This is a genomic window from Pseudomonas sp. MBLB4136 (assembly GCF_051904765.1).
Taxonomy (GTDB): domain Bacteria; phylum Pseudomonadota; class Gammaproteobacteria; order Pseudomonadales; family Pseudomonadaceae; genus Aquipseudomonas.
Window position 1 is genome coordinate 235,673 of record NZ_CP196713.1, and the last position, 23,298, is coordinate 258,970.

The window sequence follows — 23,298 nt, forward strand, 5'->3', positions numbered from 1 at the left end:
TCGGGAAACTGGGGTGAGGGAAGGCCTACTAGCCGACATGGCACAAAAAGCAATTTCTAGACCATACTCCGCTGGGGCTCAGGCAGTACGACTCGCGTCGTGGTGAGTTCCCATCTTCGCGCAATTCAAGGATGGGCAAGCGCAGTTCTGAACCTGTGGAGGGTTTGAGATGCTAGCTCAACTAACGGTGCGTACGCGCCTGTTCCTATTGGCCCTGGTTCCCCTGCTGGTATTGCTGGTGGTCATCACGCTGGCACTGTCCAATGCCAGTCAGCTGAACCAGAAATTCGCCGAGCTGTTCGCCAATCGCATGCAGCCGATCAGCGAGCTGAAAACCGTCTCCGACGCCTACGCGGTGAGCATCGTCGATGCCTCGCACAAGTACCGTGCCGGGGTGTTCGACGAGGCGACCTTCCGCGATGGCATTCACGAGGCGCGCGAGCGGATCAGCAAGCATTGGGCGGACTACCGGGCGAGCAACCTGACCCGGGAGGAAGCGGCCCGCGCCGAGCGCGCCCAGGCACTGTTCGTCCAGGCCAATCGGCTGATCGACGAGTTACTGGCCGAGGTCGACAAGGGTACGTTGCGCGGCCATGAGGCGAAGGGATTCAACGAGCGTCTGTACGGGGCCATCGATCCCCTGAGCGGCGAGCTGGAGGCCTTGATCAAGCTGCAGCTGGACGAAGGGGTCAAGCTCAACGACGAGGCCCAGGTGCAGTACCAGGGGATCAGGACCGGCTTTCTGCTGGCGGGGGCTCTGGCGCTGATCCTGGTGCTCGGCGCGGCGTTGCTGGTCGGCCTGTCTATCATCCGTCCCCTGCTGCGCCTGGGCGCGGTGATTGACGAGGTGCAGCGCTCATCGGACCTGACCCTGCGGGTCCCCGTTGAAGGGCGTGATGAGTTGGCCAGCACGGCCCAGGCGTTCAACAGCATGCTCGAGCACCTGCAGGGATTGATTCGCCACTTTCGCGATGCGACCACGCAGCTGGCGGCGTCTTCGGAGCAGATGAGCACCGTCAGCCTGCAGGTCAGCCAGGCGGCGACTTCCCAGGGCCAGCAGACCGACATGGTGGCAACCGCGGTGCATGAGATGAGCGCGGCGGTGCTGGAGGTGGCGCGCTCGGCCCAGAGCACTGCCCAGGCCGCCAGCGCCGCCAGTCAGGACGCGCGGCGTGGTAGCGGCCTGGTGCGGGCCAACCTGCAGGCCATCGAGCAGCTCTCCCGCTTGATTCAGGAGGGGGGCGAAGTGATCGATCGCCTGCACAGCCAGAGCGATGAGATCGGCAAGGTACTGACGGTGATCCAGAGCATTGCCGAGCAGACCAACCTGCTGGCGCTCAATGCCGCCATCGAGGCGGCGCGGGCCGGCGAAGCGGGCCGCGGATTCGCCGTGGTGGCCGATGAGGTGCGTAGTCTGGCGAGCAACACACAAAAGGCCACCGAGTCGATCCGCGGCATGATCGATGCCCTACAGGGCGGCGCGCGCCAGGCGGTCGGCGCCATGCAGCAGTCGCGTGAACAGGCCGAGGCCAGCGTCGACCATGCGCGGCGCTCGGGCGAGGTGCTGGAGCAGATTGCCGGTGCCATCCTGGGCATCGCCGATGGCAATGCCCAGGTTTCCAGCGCGACCGAAGAGCAGACGGCGGTGGCCAGCGAGATCAGCCAGAACGTGAGCAGCCTCAACGACAGTATCGGCGGTGTGGTCAGCGGTGCGGAACAGAGCTCGCTGGCCAGTCGCGACCTGGCTCAGCTCGCCTCGGATCTGCAGTCGCAGGTGGAGCGCTTCACGGCGTAGTCTGGGCAGACCGCACTCAGCGCGGGCTGGCCAGGCACTCCAGCAAGGCGTCATGCCAGTCCGGCAGCTGGGTATGCCAGTCGCGCTGCAGGCGCGTGCAGTCGAGCCGCGAGTTGAGCGGCCGCTGCGCCGGGGTCGGATAGGCGCTGGTGGGAATCGCTTCGAGCCGGGCGACAGGCTTGCCCTGGGCGCGCAGTTGCTCGGCGATGGCACTGGCAAAGCCGAACCAGGAGGTCTCGCCCTGACCCGTCAGGTGGTAGGTGCCCCAGGGGCCGGCCCGGCCGGCGCGCCAATGGGCGATCAGTTCGGCGCTGGCGCGGGCGATGCTACCGGCCCAAGTGGGAGCGCCTATCTGGTCGGCCACGACCTTGAGCGTGTCGCGCTCCTGCAGCAAACGCTGCATGGTCAGCAGGAAATTGCGCCCATGCAGCGAATACACCCAGCTGGTGCGCAGGATCAGGTGCTCGCCACCGACGGCCCGGATGGCCTGCTCGCCAGCCAGCTTGCTCTGACCGTAGACGCCCAGCGGATTCGGCGTGTCGTCCTCGGTGTAGGGGGCCGCCTTGCCGCCGTCGAACACGTAGTCGGTGGAGTAGTGAATCAGCGGCGCGCCCAGGGCCGCCGCCTCCTCGGCCAGTACGCCGGGGGCCGTGGCATTGATCGCGAAGGCCAGCTCGGGCTCGCTTTCGGCCTGGTCGACCGCGGTGTGCGCGGCGGCATTGATGATCAACCCGGGGCGCAGCGCGCGAAGCTGCTGGCGGATCTGTTGCGGGTCGGCCAGATCCAGCTGTTCGCGGCCACGGACGAGCAGCTCGCCCTGGCCCGCGAGGCACAGTTGCAGTTCGCGGCTGACCTGGCCGCGCTGTCCGAGCAACAGAATCTTCATGGGAACAGCTCCGCCTCGTTGAGCGTGAGGCCGGCCTGGTCCTTGGCCGACAGTTGCGGCGCCGTGGCGAGGGGCCAGTCGATGGCCAGGTTCGGGTCGTCCCAGCGGATGCAGCGCTCATGGGCCGGAGCGTAGTAGTCGGTGGTCTTGTAGAGGAATTCGGCGAACTCGCTGAGTACCAGGAAGCCGTGGGCAAAGCCTTCCGGTACCCATAGCTGGCGCTTGTTCTCGGCTGACAGCTGCACGCCGATCCAGCGGCCGAACGTCGGCGAGGCGCGGCGGATATCCACGGCCACGTCGTAGACCTCGCCGGCGGTCACCCGCACCAGCTTGCCCTGGGCTTGCTGCACCTGGTAGTGCAGGCCGCGCAGCACGCCGCGCTGCGAGCGCGAATGGTTGTCCTGGACAAACTCGCGGGTCAGGCCGGTGGCCTCGGCGAAGGCGAGGGCGTTGAAGCTCTCGTAGAAGAAGCCACGCTCATCGCCGAACATCTTGGGCTCGAGGATGAGTACGCCGGGAAGATCGGTCTGGATGACGTTCATGCATGCTCCTCCGCCAGCTTGAACAGGTACTGGCCGTAACCGGTCTTGCCGAAAGCCTGGGCCTGGCTGAGCAGCTGGTCGCGATCGATCCAGCCATTCTGGAAGGCGAGCTCCTCCAGGCAGGCGACCTTCAGGCCCTGGCGGTGCTCGATGGTCTGCACGTATTGCGACGCCTCCAGCAGGCTGTCGTGGGTGCCGGTGTCGAGCCAGGCGAAGCCGCGGCCGAAGCGCTCGACCCGCAGGTCGCCACGCTTGAGGTAGGCATTGTTGACGTCGGTGATCTCCAGCTCGCCACGGGCCGAGGGTTTGACCGCCTTGGCGATCTCGACCACGTCGTTGTCGTAGAAATACAGGCCGGTGACTGCATAACTGGACTTCGGCTTGGCCGGCTTCTCCTCGATGGAAACGGCGTGGCCCTGGGCGTCGAATTCGACCACGCCGAAGCGCTGCGGATCGCTGACCCAGTAGCCGAACACGGTGGCACCTTCGTCGTGGCTCGCCGCGCGCTTGAGTTGTTCGCCAAAGTGCTGGCCGTGGAAGATGTTGTCGCCGAGGATCAGGCACACCGAGTCGTCGCCGATAAACGACTCGCCGATCAGGAAGGCCTGGGCCAGACCATCCGGTGTAGGCTGCTCGGCGTAGCTGAAGCGCACGCCGAACTGGCTGCCGTCGCCGAGCATCTTCTCGAACTGCGGCAGGTCGTGGGGGGTGGAGATGATCAGGATGTCACGGATGCCGGCGAGCATCAGTACCGAGATCGGGTAGTAGATCATCGGCTTGTCGTAGATCGGCAGCAGCTGCTTGGACACGCCCAGGGTGATCGGGTGCAGGCGGGTGCCGGAGCCGCCGGCGAGGATGATGCCTTTCATGGGTGCTGCTCCTTAGAGGGCGCCGAGGCGCTCGCGTTGATAGCTGCCGTCCTGCACGCGGCGGCACCAGTCGAGGTTGTCCAGGTACCAGTGCACGGTCTTGCGCAGGCCGCTGGCGAAGGTTTCCTCGGGCTTCCAGCCCAGTTCGCGCTCGATCTTGCTGGCGTCGATGGCGTAGCGCTGATCGTGGCCGGGGCGGTCGGCGACGAAGGTAATCTGCTCGCAGTAGGCGCCGCCCGGTTGACGCGGCGCCAGTTCATCCAGCAGCGCACAGATGCTCTCCACCACATGCAGATTCTTCTGTTCGTTGTGGCCGCCGATATTGTAAGTCTCGCCGACCCGGCCCTCGGTCACCACCTTGAGCAGGGCGCGGGCGTGGTCTTCGACGTACAGCCAGTCGCGCACCTGCTGACCGTTGCCGTAGACCGGCAAAGGTTTGCCATCCAGGGCGTTGAGGATCACCAGGGGGATCAGCTTTTCCGGGAAGTGATAGGGACCGTAGTTGTTCGAGCAGTTGGTCAGCAGCACCGGCAGCCCGTAGGTGCGCTGCCAGGCGCGCACCAGATGGTCCGAGGCCGCCTTGCTCGCCGAATAGGGTGAGCTGGGGGCGTAGGGCGTGGTTTCGCTGAACAGGTCGTCGACACCGTGCAGGTCACCGTAGACCTCATCGGTGGAAATATGGTGGAAGCGGAACGCCTGCTTGCGCGCTTCTGGCAGCGCCGACCAATAGCTGCGGGTCGCTTCCAACAGGCTGTAGGTGCCGACGATGTTGGTCTGGATGAACGCGGCCGGGCCATCGATGGAGCGGTCGACATGGGATTCGGCGGCCAGGTGCATCAGCGCATCTGGCTGGAATTCGGCGAGGGCCTCGGCCACCTTGGGCTGGTCGCCGATGTCGGCCTGGAGAAACTGATAGCGTGGGTTGTCGGCGACACTAGCCAGGGACTCGAGGTTGCCGGCGTACGTCAGCTTGTCCAGATTGAGCACCTGGTGCTCGGTTTCGTTCAACAGATGGCGGATCAGTGCCGAGCCAATAAAGCCGGCGCCGCCGGTGACCAGTATGCGCATGAGAGAGACTTGCCTCGTAGTCCAGGCCGCGGGTGCACCGCCTAGCTTGTCGGCTGAAAGTGGCGGCTGCAAGCATTGCTTGGCAGGGCGCCCCAATCATACCGGGGCGCAGAAACGACAAAGGCCTGCATCGCTGCAGGCCTTTTGGTCTTGATGGTGCCGGCACCAGGAGTCGAACCCGGGACCTACTGATTACAAGTCAGTTGCTCTACCAGCTGAGCTATACCGGCACTGAAGGGTCGCCATTATATCCATTAGTCTGTGCGAGTAAAGCCGTTCCGGCGCAGAACGAAACAGTCTTGGCTATCAGCAGCCAGGTGCTTATGCACAATGGGTAGGCGGGCGTGGTTGATGCCGAGGCAATCTGTGAGGTTGCTCACGGTTTTTCGTAAGGGGCTGTTTTTGTTGATATTTATCAGCTGGCCAAAAAAGCAGCAGATAGCGCGCGGGGTGATAGGCGGGGCCTTGCAGGCGTTTGCTCAGAATCTATCAACACAGTTATCCACAGATTGTGTGGGCAACTCGCCGGCGGGTCGTTCGGCGAGCAGCAGCAGGTTGCGCGGGCTGAGCTGTCGCGGGCAGAAGGTGCCCAGGCGCACGGCGAAGCCCTGATCCTGCAGGTAAAGGGCGCGGTCGAGCAGCAGCCACAGTTCCAGTGGTCGGCGGAACAGGCCGCGCAGCAGCTCGAGGTTGCGCACCTCGGCCAGGCGCTGCCAGCCCTGTGTCTCCAGTCCGGCCCAGTCGTGAAGTGGGCCGGGGTCGGCCAGGCCCTTGAGGGCGGCCAGGTCTCGGCAGTAGGTGGCGAAGTCCTTGTCCAGCCAGGCCGGTGGCAGGGAGGGCGTTGGCAGGTATTCATCGACGCCGCGCAGCCGTCGCTGCAGCAGGTCGAAGGCTAGCCGCCGGGCCATGGACAGGTCCCGTTGGCGGCGTACCCGGGCGCCGGCGGTGACGGTCTCCTTGAGTGGCAAGGCCAGGTCTTCCCGCGACAGGTGCAGGGCCGAGGCCTTTGCGACGGCCGATAGGGGCCGATAGTCGGGGGTGGCGATGCGGTTGTAACAGCAGGGCGCGATCGCCAGCTGGCGGCAGCCGGCCTGGCTGGCCAGCTGCATCAGCCGCATATGGAGTTCACCACAGGCGTGCAGGGCGACCGGGGTGTGCTCGGCTTGCAGCCGCTCGGCGGTATCCACGGCCAGCACGTCCTGGTGCAGATGTCGGGCGGCGAGCCCCAGGCGCTGACTGAGCCGCTGGCCGTCGGCCACCAGCAGCGGGTCGTGCTCAAGGCAGGTCAGCGGGCGGCCGTCGTGGGCCAGCAGGCGGCCGAGGTGGCCCTTGCCTGCGCACCAGTCGAGCCAATGGCGCGGTTCGCCGTGAAACTGCAGGCGGCTGGCGAAGGCCTGGATCTGCTGCCATTTGCGGCCCGGCACATCGAGCGAGAAGCGTGGCGGCGGTTCGGGCAGGGGCCGTTGCGGCAGTTCGCCGAGCTGAGCCAGCAAGCAGGCCTGTCGGGCGAGTCCGGCAAAGGGCTCTGGGGCATCCAGCAGATGGGGTTGGCCATGGTCGGCTTCGGCCTGCTCCAGGCTGCGGGCGCGCAACCAGCGCGACAGCTCGGGATGGCTGTCTTCCCAGGGCAGCCGGTGCTGGGTGAAGGGTTGCGGTCGCCAGAGGTGCTGATGCCCAGTCAGCAACGCATCCAGCGCCTGGAAGCGCTGGAGCAGGGCGTCGTCGCTGAGGGGGCGTGCTGGCATGGTGGGCAGGGTCGCTGGCGACAGCGTCAGCGACCCTGGCAGGCGTCGACGCGCAACCAGCGCTCCAGCAGCTTGAAGGCGCGCACTAGGAGGAAGGCGATGCCCAGGTAGAACAGGCCGGCGGCGAAGAAGATCTCCACCGGCAGGTAGGTGCGGGCGATGATCGTGCGAGCCATGCCGGTCAGTTCCAGCAGGGTCACGGTGCTGGCCAGGGCGCTGGCCTTGAGCATCAGGATCACTTCGTTGCTGTAGGCCGGCAGGCCGATGCGCGCCGCCCGCGGCAGGACGATGTAGAGCATGGTCTGCCAGCGCGCCATGCCCAGCGCCCGCGCCGCCTCGACTTCACCCGATGGCACGGCCTGGATGGCGCCACGCAGGATCTCGGCGATATAGGCGGCGGTGTGCAGGGTCATGGTGATGATGGCGCACCAGTAGGCGTCGCGCAGGTAGGGCCAGAAGGGGCCTTCGCGCACCGTGTCGAACTGCGCCAGGCCGTAATAGACCAAGAACAGCTGCACCAGCAGCGGCGTGCCGCGGAAGAAGAAGATGTAGCCGTAGGGCAGGGCGCGCACGTACCAGTGCTTGGACGCGCGGGCGATGCCCATGGGGATCGCGAGGATCAGTCCGGCGATTACCGCGATGCCGACCAGCTCCAGGGTCAGCATGGCGCCCTCGGCCAGGCGTGGCAGCCACTTGATGATGACTTCCCAGTTCATGCGGCGCTCCGGACGAAGCCACGGCTGGCGCGTTTCTCGAGGAAATACAGGCCGATCATGGCGAGGATGGTCAGGCCGAGGTAGATGAACGCGGCCACCAGGAAGAAGGTGAAGGGTTCCTTGCTCGAGGTCACGGCGATCTGCGAGCGGCGCATGATTTCCTCCAGGCCGATCACCGAGACCAGCGCGGTGTCCTTCATCAGGATCATGAACAGGTTGCCCAGCCCCGGCAGGGCGATGCGCCACATCTGCGGCAGGATCAGGCGCCAGAGAATCCGCGCCTTGGACAGGCCGAGGGCCTGGCCGGCCTCACGGTGGCCCCTGGGAATGGCCAGGATGGCGCCACGGAACACCTCGGTGGCGTAGGCGCCGAAGCACAGGCCGAGGGCGATGGTGCCGGCGGCGAAGGGCGACAGCTCCAGGCTTTCCATGCCGAGCAGGTCGGCCAGTTCGCGCATCAGGCTGACCGTGCCGAAATAGATCAGCAGCACCCAGAGCAGCTCGGGTACGCCGCGCACGATGGTCGAATAGGTGCCGCCGAGCCATTGCAGTGGCTTGTACGGCGAGGTCTTGGCCAGGGCGCCGAGCAGGCCGAGCACCAGACCCAGGCAGAGCGCACTGAGCGCCAGCTTGATGGTCATCAGGGTGCCGGCGGCCAGGGCGGGGCCGAATCCGTAGAGGTCTAGGGTCATGGAGGCTCAGGTGCCTGCGCCGCCGGCAGCGGCGACGCAGGACAGGCTGCTCAGTAGATGCTGAACGGGAAGTACTTGTCGTTGATCTGCTTGTAGGTGCCGTCGGCGACGATTTCCTTCAGCGCCGCGTTGAGCTTCTCGCGCAGCGGGTCGCCCTTGCGCACGGCGATGCCGATCTTGTCGTTGTCGAACACCGGCTCGCCCTTGAACTCGAAGCCCTTGCCGGCGTCGCTCTTGAGCCATTCCCAGTTGACGAAGGTGTCGGCCAGTACGCCATCGAGGCGCCCTGAGGACAGGTCGAGGTAGGCGTTCTCCTGGGTGTCGTAGAGCTTGATGTCGACCACGTCATCGAGGTTGTCTTCCAGCCAGGTGCCGGCGATGGTCGCGCGCTGGGCGCCGATCACCTTGCCCTTGAGGCTGGCTTCGTCGGTCTTGAAGTCACTGCCTTTCGGGGCGATGAACTGCAGCTTGTTGGTGTAGTAGGGCTCGGTGAAGTCGACCGCCTGCTGGCGCTCCTCGGTGATTGACATCGAGGCCACCAGGAAGTCGAACTTCTTGGCGTTCAGCGCCGGGATGATGCCGTCCCAATCGGAGGTGACCACTTCGCACTCGGCCTGCATCTTGGCGCACAGGGCCTGGGCGATCTCGATGTCGAAGCCGACCACCTGGCCGCTGGCGTCGATCAGGTTGAACGGCGGGTAGGCGCCTTCGGTGCCGATCTTCAGCTTGTCGGCGGCTACGGCGCTGGTGCCGAAGGCCAGGGTGGCGGCCGCAGCCAGCAGGATCTTCTTATATTTCTGCATGCGATGTAGCTCCATTTTAGTGATTGCTGGACATGAACTGTTTGCAGCGTGCCGATTGCGGGTTGTCGAACACCTGCGCCGGCGGGCCCTGCTCCTCGACCAGACCCTGGTGCAGAAACACCACCTCACTGGATACCTGGCGGGCAAAGTTCATCTCGTGGGTCACCAGCAGCATGGTGCGACCCTCTTCGGCCAGGGCGCGGATCACGCTGAGCACTTCCTGGACCATCTCCGGGTCGAGGGCCGAGGTCGGCTCGTCGAACAGGATCACCTTGGGCTCCATGCACAGGGTGCGGGCGATGGCCGCGCGCTGCTGCTGGCCGCCGGACAGCTGGTTGGGGTAGACGTGGCGCTTGTCGGCGATGCCGACCTTGGCCAGCAATGCCTCGGCGCGCTCGGTGGCCTCGGCCTTGCTCAGGCCCAGCACCCGGCGCGGCGCCTCGGTGATGTTGTCGAGCACGCTCATATGCGGCCACAGGTTGAAATTCTGGAAGACGAAGCCCAGTTCGCTGCGCAGGCGATTGATCTGCCGGTTGTCCGCCGCGACCAGCTCTCCCTGCTTGCCGGGCTTGAGCTTGAGCTCTTCTCCGGCCACGAGTATCTGCCCCTGGTTGGGGTTCTCCAGCAGGTTGATGCAGCGCAGGAAGGTCGACTTGCCGGAGCCGGAGGAGCCGAGGATGGAAATCACGTCGCCATCCTGGGCCGTGAGGGAGATGCCCTTGAGCACCTCGAGGTCGCCGTAGCGTTTGTGCAGATTACGAATTTCCAGCGCGGGCGTGGCCTCGGCCATGGGGGGTCCTCTTCTTGTGCGGATGCGCTCCGGGCTATGGTCAGGCCTTCCTGGCGTGGCGCCAAGCTAGCATAGCGTTTCGCTGACCGCCAAGCCGTTTGCTGGGCGGGTTTGGCCCGATCGGTCACGGGTGTCGCCTGGTTGCAGCTGCCTGTCGCGCGAATGCAAGAATGCTGGTGCGGTGTTGCTCGTGGGGGCTTGGCGATGGCTGAGGTGCGTCTGTTGGCCGGCAGTCGGTCGCGACTGGTGTCGCTGTCCCGTTGTCAGCGGCAGTCGCCAAGTTCTATCTGGAAAGGGGCGGTCCGTTGCGCTCTGCTGCAACGGCACCATCCAGGCCCGGGGCGGCTAGGCGGCTTTATGCTCGCTGATCAAGATGCCGTGACGGACCACGCAGGTACGGCCCGCGGACTCGAGGCGCAGCGGGTCTCGGCCGGTGATCGACCAACCTCTCGCCACCATCAGGTCGATGTGTTTGCGCATCGAGTGAAGTGTGCGTTGTTCCGATGCCGTGCTTTGCATGCTGAATGGCCTATTGTTGCGTTCAAGCGCTCGGCTAGAGGAGGAGCGCGCCAGTGTATGCGCTTGTGGGCGCCCAGGTGTTTGCATTCGCGCGATGATAAACCAGCCGCGTGGTTTCTTAGATCGGATAAAACGTGATGCGTTCCGCATTTCCGGATCTATGCCGGATTGCTGGGACATATGTCCCAAGTCGCTTCGCCTGACAGGGCGATCAGTCAGTCGGTGCCTGCCTGTCGGCGAGGGTGGGGCAGGGAGGGCTACTGCCCGGTAAGCAGGGCGGTCCGGCGCCGTACGAAGGCTTCTCACGGTGCCAGTGCGGAGGGTGATTAGAACGCCCCTCCAGGTCGCCCAACTGACGCAGATCAGTAGCGCCACGCCCGGCGCATGCTCCAATGCGCTCGTGGCGAGCACATGCTAGTTGGCAATGAATCTCTGCCCATGGCTAATCGACTGATATCACTGCTCAGGCGGAGGGACTCGCAAACGTGTTCTACGATCTTGTTCAAGGCGTCGCAGTGCTCCTGTCGCTGTGCTGGTTGCAAGCGCTCAACTTACGCTTCTGGGGGGCCACGAGCACCGCCGGCCAATTGATGGCGGCGTTGCTTTTCGCGGGCACCTGCGTGTTCGGCATGCTGACCCCGGTCACCCTGGCGGATGGGCTGATCCTGGATGCCCGCAGCGTCATCCTGAGCATGGCTGCGCTGTTCGGCGGGCCGCTGGTTGCGGGCGTGGCTGGGTTGATCGCGGGCGGCTTTCGGGTCTGGCTGGGCGGCGTCGGCATGTGGTCCGGTCTGGCCGAGATCCTTCTATCGGTAGTCTTGGGTCTGGCCTATCGGCAGCTCTACCTGCGTCGGCAAGTCGGCGTTGGTCCCTCTCAGTTGCTCGCCTTTGGCCTGATCCTTCAGGTATTGGGGCTGCTGCTCTACAGCCTGCTACCCAGCGAGTATGTCGCGTTCGCCCTGCAGCAAGTGGGCGTGCCGGTGCTGCTGGTAATGCCGGTTGCCACGCTGTTGCTGGGGCTGATGCTCAAGGAGATATCGCAGCGCACAGATGACGAGCGAGAACTGCGGATAGCGGCCACCGCCTTCAACTCGCTGCAAGGCATGCTCATTACCGATGCCAGCAATCGCATCCTGCGAGTCAACGAGGCGTTCTGCGCCATCACCGGTTACAGCCGTGAGGAGGTCATCGGCCAGAAGACCAGTCTGCTCAGCTCCGGGCGGCAGAGCCAAGCCTTCTATCGGGCGATGTGGCATCAGCTCAAAGAGACGGACTCCTGGCACGGCGAGGTGTGGAACCGGCGAAAGAACGGCGAGGTGTTTCCCGAGTGGTTGTCGATCAACGCAGTGCGCAACGCGCAGGGGCAGGTCATCAATTACGTCGCCTCGTTTGCCGATGTCACAGAGCGCCAGGCGGCCCAGGAGCATATCGAGCGACTGGCCTTCTTCGATCCGCTCACCGGGCTGCCCAACAGGCGCCTGCTGCTCGACCGCCTGCAGCATGCGATGGCCACCAGCGTGCGCAGCTCGCAGAGTTCGGCGCTGATGTTTCTCGACTTGGACAATTTCAAGAACATCAACGACTTCCATGGGCATCAGGCCGGAGACGATCTCTTGCGATTGGCCGCCGAGCGCCTCATTGGCGCCGTGAGGTCCAGCGATACCGTGGCGCGCCTGGGGGGCGACGAGTTCGTGGTGATGCTGGAGGGGCTTGCCGGTCCGCCGGAAGCGGCGGCGGCTCAGGCGGAGCACGTAGCCGAGCAACTGCTGAGGGCCATCGGCGCGCCTTATCGGGTCGGCCCATTGACCCTGCGCAGCGGCACCAGCATCGGGGTCGTACTGTTCGGCGACGACGCCTGCCCGGTAGAGGAGTTGATGAAGCGCGCCGATATGTCGATGTATGCCGCCAAGGCAGCGGGCAAGAATGCAGTGCGCTTCTTCGATCCGCTGATGCAGGAGGCTGTCAGTAAGCGCTTGCGCCTCGAGGAGGAAATTCGCGAGGGGCTGCAAGCGGAGCGTTTCATCCTCTATCTGCAACCGCAGCTGGATAGGAAAGGCGACTTGATCGGTGCCGAGGCGCTCGCTCGCTGGAAGCACCCGCAGCGCGGTCTGCTTTCCCCCATTGCCTTTATCGAGGTCGCTGAGCAGGCAGGGCTGATCGACGAGCTGGACTTCCAGATGCTGAAGCAGGCCTGTCGTCAGCTGGCGCTTTGGCGCAACCATCCGAAAGCGGAGTCGCTCAGTCTGTCGGTCAACGTCAGTGCCCGGTTTCTTTATCAGGCAGATTTTGTCGAGCGCCTGATCCAGCTCCTAGAGCAGAGTGGCGCGAATCCGCAGCGGCTCAAGCTTGAATTGACTGAAACGCTGCTGCTGGACGATCTGCCGGGCGCGGTCATCCGGATGAATGCGCTAAAGGCGCTGGGCATCCGGTTCTCGATCGACGACTTCGGCACCGGCTACTCATCGTTGGCCTATCTGCAGCGCCTGCCCCTCGATCAGCTCAAGATCGACCAGTCCTTTGTTAAGGCCTTGCCGGGGGACGGAAACAGCGAGGCGATCATTCGCGCCATCTGCGCTCTGGCCAGCAGCCTTAAGCTGGAGGTGATAGCCGAAGGCGTCGAGACCGATGAGCAGTGCTGGGCGCTGTTGGGTATGGGGTGCCACAGCTTCCAGGGGTATCTGTTCGGCCGGCCGATGCCCGTGCAAGAACTCGAGCGCCTGATGGCGGTTGGCGCGGAGGGGGAGTGTCGCGTGCTGCCACCTTGCGTGGCTGTTCCGCCGGCCTAGTAGGCGTGTTGGCCTACATCGGGCGTGAATCGATGCCGAGATCGGGTCATTTTCCAAGTGGGGCATGGCTTTGCAGGCGGTGCTTTCGGTCCGGCGTGGTGCGTTGTGGCGAATCACTGCTCCGTCAGTGTTTCGAATGTAAGTCGCGAGGATCTTCGCGCTAGTTGGGCGGTTTTTCTCTGTTCGGCGGGCAGGGATCGTGTCCCGGGAAGGCTGGGGAACTGTGGGCAACAAAAAACCCGCACTAGGCGGGCTTCTTGTGGTCTTTCGGGTGATTTTGGCACCACCTGAAAACGAAAGATGGTGCCAGGGACGGAACCGAACCAACGTCTGCAGGCCGCGTATTTACTGGTTGCTTTGGATTTTGTCGCTCGTAGATGCCCCCAAAAATACCCCCAAAATCAAAAGTATCCCCTCGGGACATGCGTTTTGCTTCCTGCAATGCCCAAGCATTACCGGGAAGCACGCATGCTTTGTAGATACCACCTTTTATGGCAAGAGATAGATCGGCGTTGGGCAAGGTCTGGGCCCACTGCCGTGAAGCATGAAATGGTACGAAATTATGCTCAATGTGCTTCCCGAGCGGTCTTTGAGTCGAAAGCTCCAGACTTTTGCCCTCCCCCTCCCTCACGCCCCTGCCAAGCAGCAATGACTTGCCTCCAGTTGCGTTAGCCACCTTGACGCTCAATATAGGCTCGATCTCCTCGCATGGTGACCGGCGAAGGTCGATACGAAGTTGCCCTCGACGCCCGGCAGAAAACGGCCAATTTCGGCCATTGAGTTTCTACAGAATTCGGAGCGATTCAGTCGTGCATGAGTGCATCGCGAATTTCTTGATACTGGTCTGTGAGCGCTTGAGTTTGCGCTACAGCAGGTTGGGTGATATTTGCAGTTCGCCGGTCCTTACTCGGCGGATAGCCACGCCTGCTGGCATGCAGCTTTAGCAGTTTGCGCGCTGGATAGAGGAAGGGCGCGGCGCCATGTCGGTACATTGCAGGCACACAGCAAGCGCTGTGTGCCTGCGAGTGCTTACAGCGCCAGTTCCAGCACTTGGCGGGAAACGTCTAGCGTCACATCGCCGCGTTCGGACAGCGCAACCATGCCGTGCTTTTCCAGTGCTTGCAGCACGCGCTTGACGCCTTGCTGGTCGATGCCGTGTGCCGACAGACGGGTGGCAATGCCCAGGCTGTTAAAGAAGGCCTCGGTGTTGGCGATGGCCGCGTCGATGCGTGCCTCGTCACTGCCTTCGCGGATGCCCCACACGCGTTCGGCGTACTGCAGCAGCTTCTCGCGCTTGGGTTCGCGACGCACCCGCCACATCGACGGCAGCACCACCGCCAGGCTCTGCGCGTGGTCGACGCCGAACAGCGCGGTCAGCTCGTGGCCGAGCATGTGCACGCTCCAGTCGTGCGGCACGCCCGAGCCGATCAGGCCGTTCAGGGCCATGGTGGCGCTCCACACCAGGTTCGCGCGCGCGGCATAGTTGCTCGGCTCATCCACGGTGGTCTTGCCGATTTCCAGCAGGGTTTGCAGGATGCCTTCGGCGGCGCGGTCCTGAAAACGCGCATCCACCGGGTAGGTGAGGTACTGCTCGACCACATGCACGAAGGCATCGACCACGCCGTTGGCGACCTGAGTCGCCGGCAGGCTGTAGGTCAGCTCGGGGTCGAGAATCGAGAACCTGGGGAAGGTCAGCGGGCTGTACACCGGCAGCTTGTCTTCGCCACGGCTGATCACCGCGAAGCAGTTCATTTCCGAGCCGGTGGCCGGCAGGGTGGCGACGGTGCCCAGGGCAATCGCGCTGTTCACCGGCACCGGGTTGAAGCCGTGGATCAGCAGCTGGTCTTCCTGGCCCCGGTAGTCGGCATTGGCCGCGGCGAGGGCGATGAATTTGGTGGCGTCCATCACTGAGCCGCCACCGACGGCGAGCAAAAAGTCGATCTGCTCGGCGCGCACGCGCTCAACAGCTTGCATGGCGGTGGCGAACTTGGGGTTAGATTCAATACCGCCAAACTCGCTGACGCTGCGCGCCGATTTGGCCAGCTCGGCTTTCACTTGGGCGAGCACGCCGTTTCGTACCACGCTGCCGCCGCCGTAGGTGATCATCACCCTGGCGTTTTTCGGCACTAGGCTATCCAGCTGGCTGAGCTGGCCCTGACCAAAGACGATCTGCGTGGGGTTGTAGAAGTTGAAATTCAGCATGGCGTTACCCTCGGTTGTTGCAGAGACTCATGGTGACTCGATGGCCTGCATTGTGGGTAAAAGGGCCGGTGGGGCGAACGCCCATTTCTGGCTAAAGTTTGCCTAAAACTACTCGTAGGTGTGGGTGGTTGCATTTAACTGCTAGATTTGTTGCCTAATCCTGTTTGGTGGTAATCGCCTATGCAATCGTTAGCGGCTTTGATGCAGGCACTCAACCTGCCGGATGGCTTCTCCGAAACCGGCCTTGAAGGTGTGCGCTTCTTTGCCTCGCGTCAGGCCATTCCGCGCGCACCGCTGGTGTATAACCCGGGCATTTGCATCGTGGTGCAGGGCACTAAGGTGGGTTATCTAGGCGGCAAACAGTTTGTCTATGACGCCAATTCATACCTGCTGGTGTCGGCCACCTTGCCGTTTGAATGCGAAACCTTCGCCAGCCCGGAAAGCCCTTTGCTCGGCCTGTATATCGACATTGACCTGCCACAGCTCAATGCGCTGATCGACGAGCTGGGCACAGCCGCGATGACGGCCCATGAAGCCGAGCAAGCTATGCCGCGCGCCATTGCCCCGGTGCCGCTGGAGGCCGACATGCTCGATGCCATCGCGCGGCTGATTCGTTGCCTCGGTAATGCCCACGAGCGGCGCATTCTGGGGCCCGGCCTGCTGCGCGAGATCCTCTTTCGCGCCCTGCAAGGCGGGCAGGCCACCGCCCTCTATGCACTGGCCGCGCACAACGGCCACTTCGCCCGCGTGGCGCGGGCGCTGCAGCTGATCCAGCACAACTACGCCCAGCATCTGGATGTCGAGCAACTGGCGCGCCAGGCCAACATGAGCACCTCGGCGTTTCACCGCGCCTTCAAGCAGGTCACCGATGACTCGCCGCTGCAGTACCTGAAGAAGATCCGCCTGAGCAAGGCGCACGACTTCATCGTGCAGCAGGGCATGAAGGCCTATGTCGCCGCCGACCAGGTCGGCTACGAAAGCGCCTCGCAGTTCAGTCGCGAGTTCAAGCGCTACTTCGGCCATAGCCCGGCGCAGCTGATGCGTGATAGCCAGCAGGAGCGGGTTTAAAGCCGCTACTTGCTGCTCGGCAGCGTCTGCCGGTACTCGCGCGGCGTCTGCGCGAAGGCCTGTTTGAAGTTGCGGCAGAACACCGTGGCCGAGGCGAAGCCGGCCTGCTCGGCGACCTGCTGGATCTGCAGATCGGTGGACTGCAGCAGGCGCCGGGCGATCTCCAGGCGCTGCTTGCTCAGGTAGTGCATGGGCGTCAGCCCGGTGGCGCTGACGAAGCGCCGCGACAGGGTGCGTGAGGTGACGTTGAACTGCCGGGCCAGCTCGTCGAGCGACAGCTCCTGGGCGTAGCTCAGGCGGATTCGGTCGCGCGCGGCGTCGACCAGCTTGTCGTTGCAGCTGGGTTCGAGAAACACCGGCAGCGGCGCGTCCTTGTCGCGGATGGTGAAGTAGTGCGAGGCGAACTCCGCCGAGCGGTCGCCGAGAAAGCGCTGGATCAGCAACAGCAGGGCATCGAAGGTGGCCGGCGTGGTCGAGGTGGTGATGATGTTGTCCGACTCGATCATCTGGATCTTCGGGCTGACTTTCACCCCCGGGTAGCGCTGGCGGAACAGGTTGGCCGAAGCCCAGTGGATGGTCGCCTCGCGGCCATCGAGGATGCCGGCCTCGGCGAGAAACCACACCCCGGTCACCAGCCCGACCACTGCGCAACCCTGCGCATGCTGTCCGCTGAGCCAGGCCAGCGCCGGTCTGGCGCGCTCCAGGCTGTCCATCGACAGGCCCCACACCGAGGGCACTATCACCACATCGAAGCGCTTGCGCCCGGCGCGGCTGGCGAAGTGTTCGGTATCGAAACGCAGCCCGGAGAAGCCGCTGACCCTGGCCCGGGTGCAGCGCAGCAGGGTGGTATTGAAGCCGCGAAACTCGCTGCTCTGGAACAGCTTGGGGGTCAGCGTCATGCCGTGGAACACCTCCACCATGCTGCTGATGGTGCTGCTCCAGAACTGATCGGGAATCAGGTAGGCGATCTCGATGGCGCGTTGCGGTTTGGGCATCGGTTCTATTCCCGGCGCGGCTGCATGTGTCGCGTGTTGTCCAATTGCGTTGAGAATACGTCATTTTAGGTCGATTTGGGTTTATTGCGGCTTGCTAGAGTGAAAACCACTGAGAGCAACCCAGCGCCGCGAGCCCCGCAGGCTTGCCGCCGAGATGAGGACCCGAGCATGGACCGAACCACCGAGATTCGCCTGATCAAAGAAGTGTTGGAACTCAAGGCCCGCGGCGAAACCCAGTACCACGAGTCGACCCAGACCCACTCCACCGAGCGCTATATCAGCGCGCAGTGGTTTGCCCGTGAACAAGAGCAGATCTTTCGCGGCCAGCCGCTGGCCATCGGCTCGGCCAACGAGGTGCCCAACCCCGGCGACTACCTGGCCCTGGACTGGCTCGACGGCGTGTCGCTGCTGATGGTGCGTGGTGAGGATAACCAAGTACGCGTGTTCGCCAACGCCTGCCGCCACCGCAATGCGCGCCTGGTGGCTAATGGCGAAAGCGGCTGCAAAAAGAAATTCATCTGCCCCTACCACGCTTGGACATACGGTACCGAGGGCAATCTGGCCGGCGCGCCGGATTTCGAGCGCGGCTTCAGCGGCCTGGACAAGGAAAAGCTCGGCCTGATCGAGTTCCCCAGCCGGGTCATTGGCGGCATCGTCTTCGTGCATATGGATCGCGAGCAGCAGGTGCCCGAAGACCTGCTCGCCGAGGAAATGCTTTCCGGCATGCGCTATCTGGATATCGACAACCAGCAGGTCTACAAGCGCCGCAGTTACGTGATCAAGGCCAACTGGAAGATCCTCCTCGAAGGCGGCATCGAGGCCTACCACTTCAACGTCGCGCACAAGAACACCCTGGCGCCGTTCTTCCTCGGCAACCTGTCCACCTGGGAAAGCTGGGGCGGCCTGTACATGCGCATGATCCTGCCGAAGAAGCCCATGCTCGAGGCGCCGAATCTGCCTGAGGCGCAGTGGGATATGCGCAAGATGGCCAACATCATCTACACCCTGTCGCCCACCGTGCTGCTGCTCGCCCAGCCGGACAACATCTCGCTGATCCGCATGGTGCCGCTGTCGGCCGGGGAGACGCGCATCGAAGAGGTGCTGCTGGTCGATGGCCCCCAGGACGGCGGCGCCGAGTGGTCGGCCGACGAACTGAAGGTGCACGAGACCAACCACAACCTGGTGAACAAGATCCTCATGGAGGACTGGGTACTGGGTGAAACCATCCAGGCCAACATGCAGAGCGGGGTGGTGAACGAAATCCACTTCGGCCGCTTCGAGTCGGCGCTGACCTGGCTGCACGACGAATACGAGCGCGCTATGGATATCAACCCGACGATGATCGCCCGGCAGGCCTGAGCGAGGAGGGCAGCATGAAGAAGTGGCAATGCGTGGTATGCGGCATCATCTATGACGAGGCCCTGGGCTGGCCGCAGGAAGGCATCGCTGCGGGTACTGCCTGGCAGGATGTTCCTGAAGACTGGCTGTGTCCGGACTGCGGGGTGAGCAAGGCCGAATTCGAGATGGTGGAAGTGGCATGAACGACGTCCCCATCATCATCATCGGTACCGGCCTGGCCGGTTACACCCTGGCCAAGGAGCTGCGCAAGCTCGATGCCGAGCAGGCCATCGTTCTGCTCAGCGAAGACGACGGGCATTTCTATTCCAAGCCGCTGCTGTCCACAGGGCTGGCCAAGGGTAAGGACGTCGACGAGCTGATCGGCAGCGACCGCGCGCGCATGGCAGACGAGCTCAAGCTGGATATCCGTCCGTTCAGCCGCGTACGCGCCATTGACCCCGAGCGCCGGCAACTCGAGCTGGACGGGCAAAGCCTGAACTACCGCCAACTGGTACTGGCCACCGGCGCCGTGCCGCTGCGCCTGGATATCCCCGGCTTCGACAGCCCCGGCGTGATGGCGGTGAACAACCTGGCGGACTATCGCGCCTTTCGCCAGCGGATCGAAGGCAAGCAGCGGCTGCTGATCATGGGCGCCGGTCTGATCGGTTGCGAGTTCGCCAACGACCTTCTGGCGGCCGGCAAGTCGGTGACCCTGGTGCATCCGTTCGCCGCGCCGCTCAGCGGGCTGGTGCCCGAACCGGCCGGGCAGGCGCTGCGCGCCGGCCTGGAGCGGGCCGGCGCGGTGTTCGAGCTGGGCAAGATGGTCAGCGCCATCGCCCCGCACGGCGACGGGTTGCGCGTGCAGCTGAGCGATGGCCGCGCGCTCGAGACCGACTTGGTGCTCAGCGCCGTGGGCCTGGCTCCGCGCATTGACCTGGCGCAGGCCGCGGGCATCGCTTGCCGCCGCGGCATCTGCACCGACGCCTATCTGGCCACCGACCAGCCGGACATCTATGCCCTGGGCGACTGCGCCGAAGTCGAAGGCGAAGTGCGGCTCTACGTCCTGCCGCTGATGCAGGCCGCCCGCGCGTTGGCGCAAACCCTCAGCGGTACGCCGACTGCGGTGCACTATCCCTTGATGCCGGTGATGAGCAAGACCCCGGCCTGCCCGGTGATAGTGCTGCCGCCCCAAGGTGAAGGCGGCAGCTGGCAACTGCAGGGCGAGGCGCTGGATGTGCGTGGCGAATACCGCGATGCGCAGGCGCAGCTACAAGGCTTCGTGCTGACCGGCAGCGCCGTCGCGCACAAGCAGGCGCTGCTCAAGGCGATGGCTGACGCTGGCTGAGTTGGGGGAGGAGCGATGAAGACTCAACACCCGTGGTCTGCTGCCGGCACTCAGGCCTGCCGCGTCAGACGCGGACCCTGGATCGCGGACGCAGGGGCGACCGTACCCTCGCGCTTCGCTCGCGAACTGCTGGCGCAGCTTTCCCTCGACTCCGCCACGCAGGCTGCTCTGCTTGAGCGCTGTGGCCTGTCGCTCCAGGTGCTGGAGAGCGACGCGCGTATCGCTCCTGCCCAGTACCGAACGCTGGTCCGCCAGGCCTGTTGGGTCGGCCGTGACGAGGCCTACGGCTATTTCGCCCGCCCGGTGCCGCCGGGCAGTTTCGAGCGCTTGCTGCGCCTGCTTGTGCATCAGCCCGATGTCGGTAGTGCTCTGCATGAGGCGGCTGGTTTCTACGCGCTGTTCAGTGATGCTGAACCCTGGTCTGTCGAGTCGTGCGGGAGCGTAGCGCGGCTCAGGCTCAACCTTGCCGAGCCCCGCCATGCCGAGTCGGCCATGTGGGTGCTGATGCTGCTCCTGGCGTTATGGCATACCGCCGGCTGGCTTAGCTGCCAAACCATCCAGCTGCTGCGTGTGGCGCTACCGCAGGCACTCGTCGAACACGCCTCACAGGCACGCTTTCTATTCGGGACGAAAGCCGATTTCGCCGAGGCCGCCATGCTCGAGCTACCCCTGGCCAGCCTGAGTGCTCCGCTTGGCCGCGCGTCTGAGCAGGTGCAGCCGTTCGCCCGTCAGTTACCCAGCGCGCTGCTGGCCCCCGGTTTGCCGTGCGGCTTGGAGGCGCGCCTGCGCAGCCTGTTGGCCTGTGCAGAGCCTTATGCCGGCCTGACTGCAAGCCAGGCCGCCGAGGCCTTGGGCCTGTCTCGGCAAACCCTGAACCGCAGGCTCGCTGAGATGGGTACCCGCTTCAGTGCGATACGCGACGAGTTGCGCCGCGATATGGCCTGCACGCTGTTGGCGCGCGGCAGGCCCGCCATTGCCGAGATCGCCGAACTCCTCGACTACTCCGAGCCCAGTGCCTTTCATCGTGCGTTCAAGCAGTGGACCGGCATGGCCCCCGGGGCCTATCGCGACTGCAAGCCACGCTTTGGAATGGAGTTTGGTGAGGACTCCAGTCTCGCTCAAGCGACGGCGTGGTCCGCTTGATGATGCGGTAGAGAACACCGACATCTCAATTGCCGCAGCGGCCGTTTAGGCGCTCGGCTTGACCCTAACAACAATCAGACCAGACCCGCAGCAGGCGGGCATAAGGAGCAGTGCAATGACGATCGGCATACTCGAGGTGCTGGCAGCGCACAGTCAAAACCGGCCAGAGGCAGCTGCCTGTGTCGATCATGAGCGCAGCTGGAGTTTTCGCCAGCTGCAGCTACTCAGCGATCTGCTGTCCGAGCGGCTGCAGGCCGAGGGGGTGGCGACGGGGGACCGGGTGGCGGTGCTGACACGTTCGCACCTGGACGCGCTGGTGGTCCTGCTCGCGGCACTGCGCCTCGGGGCGATCTTTATGCCATTGAACTGGCGGCTGGCTTCGGACGAGTTGGCCTTCGTGTTGCAGCACGGCGCACCGCGTCTGGTCATCGCCGATGCCGACCTGAGCGACGGTTACGCCGAGGCTCTGGCCCAGGTGCCCCACTGGCGTGACGCGGTGCGGGCGCTCAGTGCCGAGCAATACGCCGAGGCGCCGTCGCGCGCATTGCCGGCGCCGTCCGCCGAGGCGGGGCTGCTGCTGTATTCCTCTGGTACCACCGGGCGGCCGAAAGGCGTGCTGTTGTCCGCGGACGGGGTGATGTCTGCGGTGCGGGCGGCGACCGCGGTGAGCACCTTTGGCGCGGGCGACAGCATGGCCAATGCGCTGCCGGTGTTTCATATTGCCGGGGTGATTGCCATGCTGGTGCCCCTGGTGGTCGGTGGGCGCCTGGAGGGCATGGACAAGTTCGAGCCGCGTGCCTTTGTCGAAACCCTTGGCCGGCGCCGCATCTCCCACACCATCCTGGTGCCGTCGATGATCCAGATGCTGCTGGCCGAGTTGACCGCCTGTCCTGCCGAGCTGAGCAGCTTGCGCCAGATTCTCTATGCGGGCTCGCCCATCGGCGAGCCCGTGTTGAAGGCGGCGATGGATGCGCTGGCCTGCGACTTCACCCAGATATACGGTCTGACCGAGGCGTCTGGCGTGGCCACGGTGCTGAGCGCGGCAGACCATCGCGACCCGGCGCTGTGGCGCGCGGCGGGTCGGCCGGCCGCCGAGGCCGAGTTGCAAATCGTCGATCCCCAAAGCGGTACGCCCCTGGCCGAGGGTGAAGTCGGGGAGATCTGGGTCCGTTCTGTGCGCACCATGCGCGCGTACTGGAACGACCCCGAGGCGACGGCCCAGGCCTGCACCGCCTCCGGCTGGTTGCGCACCGGAGACTGCGGTCATGTACGCGACGGCTACCTGTACATCACCGACCGGTTGAAGGACCAGATCGTCAGTGGCGGGGAGAATGTCTACCCCGCGGAGGTCGAGCGGGTGCTGTACCAGCATCCGGCCGTGGCCGACTGCGCCGTGATCGGTGTGCCGGACGCCAAATGGGGTGAGACGGTGAAGGCCTGCGTGGTGCTGCGCCCGGGCACCGAGGCGACCGCCGCCGAGCTGATGAGCTACTGCCGCGAGCGCCTGGCGCACTACAAATGCCCGCGCTCGGTGGACTTTCACGACGCCTTGCCTCGCAACGCCTCGGGAAAAGTACTCAAGCGCGAACTGCGGGCGCCATATTGGCAGGGCCTGGCGCGCTCGGTCTCCTGAGACGCCCGGAGCACGTCGGTATCGCCCGGCTCCGAGGCCCTGGGCGTTAAGGCGTGCGCCCGCCACGCGCAGGCAATCGGCTAGCTTGTCTTGCATGGCGCTTTCGATCAGCAGCTAGCGAATCAGCTTCAACCTAGGGTGGCGTTGCTATTGAGCAGCTTTCTAGGCTGCGGCCGAGTCCGGTCTGGGGTGAACAATGACTCCGGCAACAGCGGCGCGGCCAATTCGGCTTGAACAGCAGCGGCGATGTTCTCAAACCCTGGGCTGGCGAACACCTGCTGGCATGTGAGCCCCTGCGCGCTTCAGATCGGCCAGGTACAGCAGCTTATTCGCTTGATCCAGGCGCTGGCGACGACAAAGGCT

The 23,298-nt window shown here is 64.4% G+C and carries 19 protein-coding genes and 1 tRNA gene; 8 read left to right on the forward strand and 12 right to left on the reverse strand.

All coding sequences use genetic code 11. The annotated features are described in order from the left end of the window. Positions 1-169: 169 nt before the first annotated feature. The gene (locus ACSX1D_RS01095) at positions 170-1,795 is read left to right on the forward strand and encodes a methyl-accepting chemotaxis protein (protein ID WP_439860609.1); all 1,626 of its coding nucleotides are present in this window, start codon (positions 170-172) and stop codon (positions 1,793-1,795) included. A gap of 16 nt (positions 1,796-1,811) precedes the next feature. On the opposite strand, the gene rfbD is transcribed toward ACSX1D_RS01095, so the two are convergent. From rfbD to ACSX1D_RS01145, 10 genes are all read right to left on the reverse strand, one after another. Continuing rightward, positions 1,812-2,681, reverse strand: coding sequence for a dTDP-4-dehydrorhamnose reductase (rfbD, locus tag ACSX1D_RS01100; protein ID WP_439860610.1), 870 nt, complete (start codon positions 2,679-2,681; stop codon positions 1,812-1,814). Then, a complete protein-coding gene (gene rfbC / locus ACSX1D_RS01105; protein WP_439860611.1) occupies positions 2,678-3,223 on the reverse strand; it encodes a dTDP-4-dehydrorhamnose 3,5-epimerase in 546 nt (181 codons plus the stop codon). The genes rfbD and rfbC overlap by 4 nt, the downstream gene beginning before the upstream one ends. Continuing rightward, positions 3,220-4,092 (reverse strand): glucose-1-phosphate thymidylyltransferase RfbA, encoded by an 873-nt coding sequence (gene rfbA, locus ACSX1D_RS01110; protein WP_439860612.1) that lies wholly within the window; start codon positions 4,090-4,092, stop codon positions 3,220-3,222. The genes rfbC and rfbA overlap by 4 nt, the downstream gene beginning before the upstream one ends. Before the next feature lie 12 nt (positions 4,093-4,104). Further along, positions 4,105-5,160 carry a dTDP-glucose 4,6-dehydratase gene (rfbB, locus tag ACSX1D_RS01115; RefSeq protein ID WP_439860613.1) on the reverse strand — a complete coding sequence of 352 codons (1,056 nt, stop codon included), beginning with the start codon at positions 5,158-5,160 and terminating at the stop codon, positions 4,105-4,107. A gap of 154 nt (positions 5,161-5,314) precedes the next feature. Continuing rightward, a tRNA-Thr gene (locus ACSX1D_RS01120) sits at positions 5,315-5,390 on the reverse strand. Between the two features lie 249 nt (positions 5,391-5,639). Continuing rightward, positions 5,640-6,905 carry a methyltransferase gene (locus tag ACSX1D_RS01125; RefSeq protein WP_439860614.1) on the reverse strand — a complete coding sequence of 422 codons (1,266 nt, stop codon included), beginning with the start codon at positions 6,903-6,905 and terminating at the stop codon, positions 5,640-5,642. Between the two features lie 26 nt (positions 6,906-6,931). Beyond that, a complete protein-coding gene (locus tag ACSX1D_RS01130) occupies positions 6,932-7,621 on the reverse strand; it encodes an ABC transporter permease (protein WP_439860615.1) in 690 nt (229 codons plus the stop codon). Next, complete coding sequence (locus ACSX1D_RS01135; protein ID WP_439860616.1) at positions 7,618-8,313, reverse strand: ABC transporter permease; 696 nt, start codon at positions 8,311-8,313, stop codon at positions 7,618-7,620. Before ACSX1D_RS01135 ends, ACSX1D_RS01130 begins: the two co-directional genes overlap by 4 nt. A gap of 50 nt (positions 8,314-8,363) precedes the next feature. Continuing rightward, positions 8,364-9,116, reverse strand: coding sequence for an ABC transporter substrate-binding protein (locus ACSX1D_RS01140; protein ID WP_439860617.1), 753 nt, complete (start codon positions 9,114-9,116; stop codon positions 8,364-8,366). A 16-nt stretch (positions 9,117-9,132) separates the two neighbouring features. Further along, positions 9,133-9,906: an ABC transporter ATP-binding protein gene (locus ACSX1D_RS01145; protein WP_439860618.1), complete on the reverse strand. Its 774-nt coding sequence runs from the start codon at positions 9,904-9,906 to the stop codon at positions 9,133-9,135. 1,109 nt (positions 9,907-11,015) lie between these two features. Between ACSX1D_RS01145 and ACSX1D_RS01150 the strand changes: the two genes are divergently transcribed. After that, positions 11,016-13,211, forward strand: a complete 2,196-nt coding sequence (locus tag ACSX1D_RS01150; RefSeq protein ID WP_439862248.1) for a putative bifunctional diguanylate cyclase/phosphodiesterase — start codon at positions 11,016-11,018, stop codon at positions 13,209-13,211. A gap of 1,029 nt (positions 13,212-14,240) precedes the next feature. Here the strand turns inward: ACSX1D_RS01150 and ACSX1D_RS01155 are convergent. Beyond that, entirely contained in the window at positions 14,241-15,413 is a 1,173-nt protein-coding gene (locus ACSX1D_RS01155; RefSeq protein ID WP_439860619.1) for an iron-containing alcohol dehydrogenase, read from the reverse strand. A gap of 180 nt (positions 15,414-15,593) precedes the next feature. On the opposite strand from ACSX1D_RS01155, the gene ACSX1D_RS01160 reads away from it, so the two are divergent. Then, positions 15,594-16,481 (forward strand): AraC family transcriptional regulator N-terminal domain-containing protein, encoded by an 888-nt coding sequence (locus tag ACSX1D_RS01160; RefSeq protein WP_439860620.1) that lies wholly within the window; start codon positions 15,594-15,596, stop codon positions 16,479-16,481. A 5-nt stretch (positions 16,482-16,486) separates the two neighbouring features. Here the strand turns inward: ACSX1D_RS01160 and ACSX1D_RS01165 are convergent, their stop codons facing one another. Continuing rightward, complete coding sequence (locus tag ACSX1D_RS01165) at positions 16,487-17,476, reverse strand: GlxA family transcriptional regulator (RefSeq protein WP_439860621.1); 990 nt, start codon at positions 17,474-17,476, stop codon at positions 16,487-16,489. A gap of 168 nt (positions 17,477-17,644) precedes the next feature. On the opposite strand from ACSX1D_RS01165, the gene ACSX1D_RS01170 reads away from it, so the two are divergent. From ACSX1D_RS01170 to ACSX1D_RS01190, 5 genes are all read left to right on the forward strand, one after another. Beyond that, on the forward strand, positions 17,645-18,835 hold the full coding sequence (locus tag ACSX1D_RS01170) for an aromatic ring-hydroxylating oxygenase subunit alpha (protein ID WP_439860622.1): 1,191 nt from the start codon (positions 17,645-17,647) through the stop codon (positions 18,833-18,835). A gap of 14 nt (positions 18,836-18,849) precedes the next feature. Further along, complete coding sequence (locus tag ACSX1D_RS01175; RefSeq protein WP_437210569.1) at positions 18,850-19,017, forward strand: rubredoxin; 168 nt, start codon at positions 18,850-18,852, stop codon at positions 19,015-19,017. Beyond that, on the forward strand, positions 19,014-20,159 hold the full coding sequence (locus ACSX1D_RS01180) for an NAD(P)/FAD-dependent oxidoreductase (protein ID WP_439860623.1): 1,146 nt from the start codon (positions 19,014-19,016) through the stop codon (positions 20,157-20,159). Before ACSX1D_RS01175 ends, ACSX1D_RS01180 begins: the two co-directional genes overlap by 4 nt. A gap of 15 nt (positions 20,160-20,174) precedes the next feature. Continuing rightward, positions 20,175-21,302, forward strand: coding sequence for a helix-turn-helix domain-containing protein (locus ACSX1D_RS01185; RefSeq protein WP_439860624.1), 1,128 nt, complete (start codon positions 20,175-20,177; stop codon positions 21,300-21,302). 115 nt (positions 21,303-21,417) lie between these two features. Then, the gene (locus ACSX1D_RS01190; RefSeq protein WP_439860625.1) at positions 21,418-22,935 is read left to right on the forward strand and encodes a class I adenylate-forming enzyme family protein; all 1,518 of its coding nucleotides are present in this window, start codon (positions 21,418-21,420) and stop codon (positions 22,933-22,935) included. Positions 22,936-23,298: the final 363 nt, after the last annotated feature.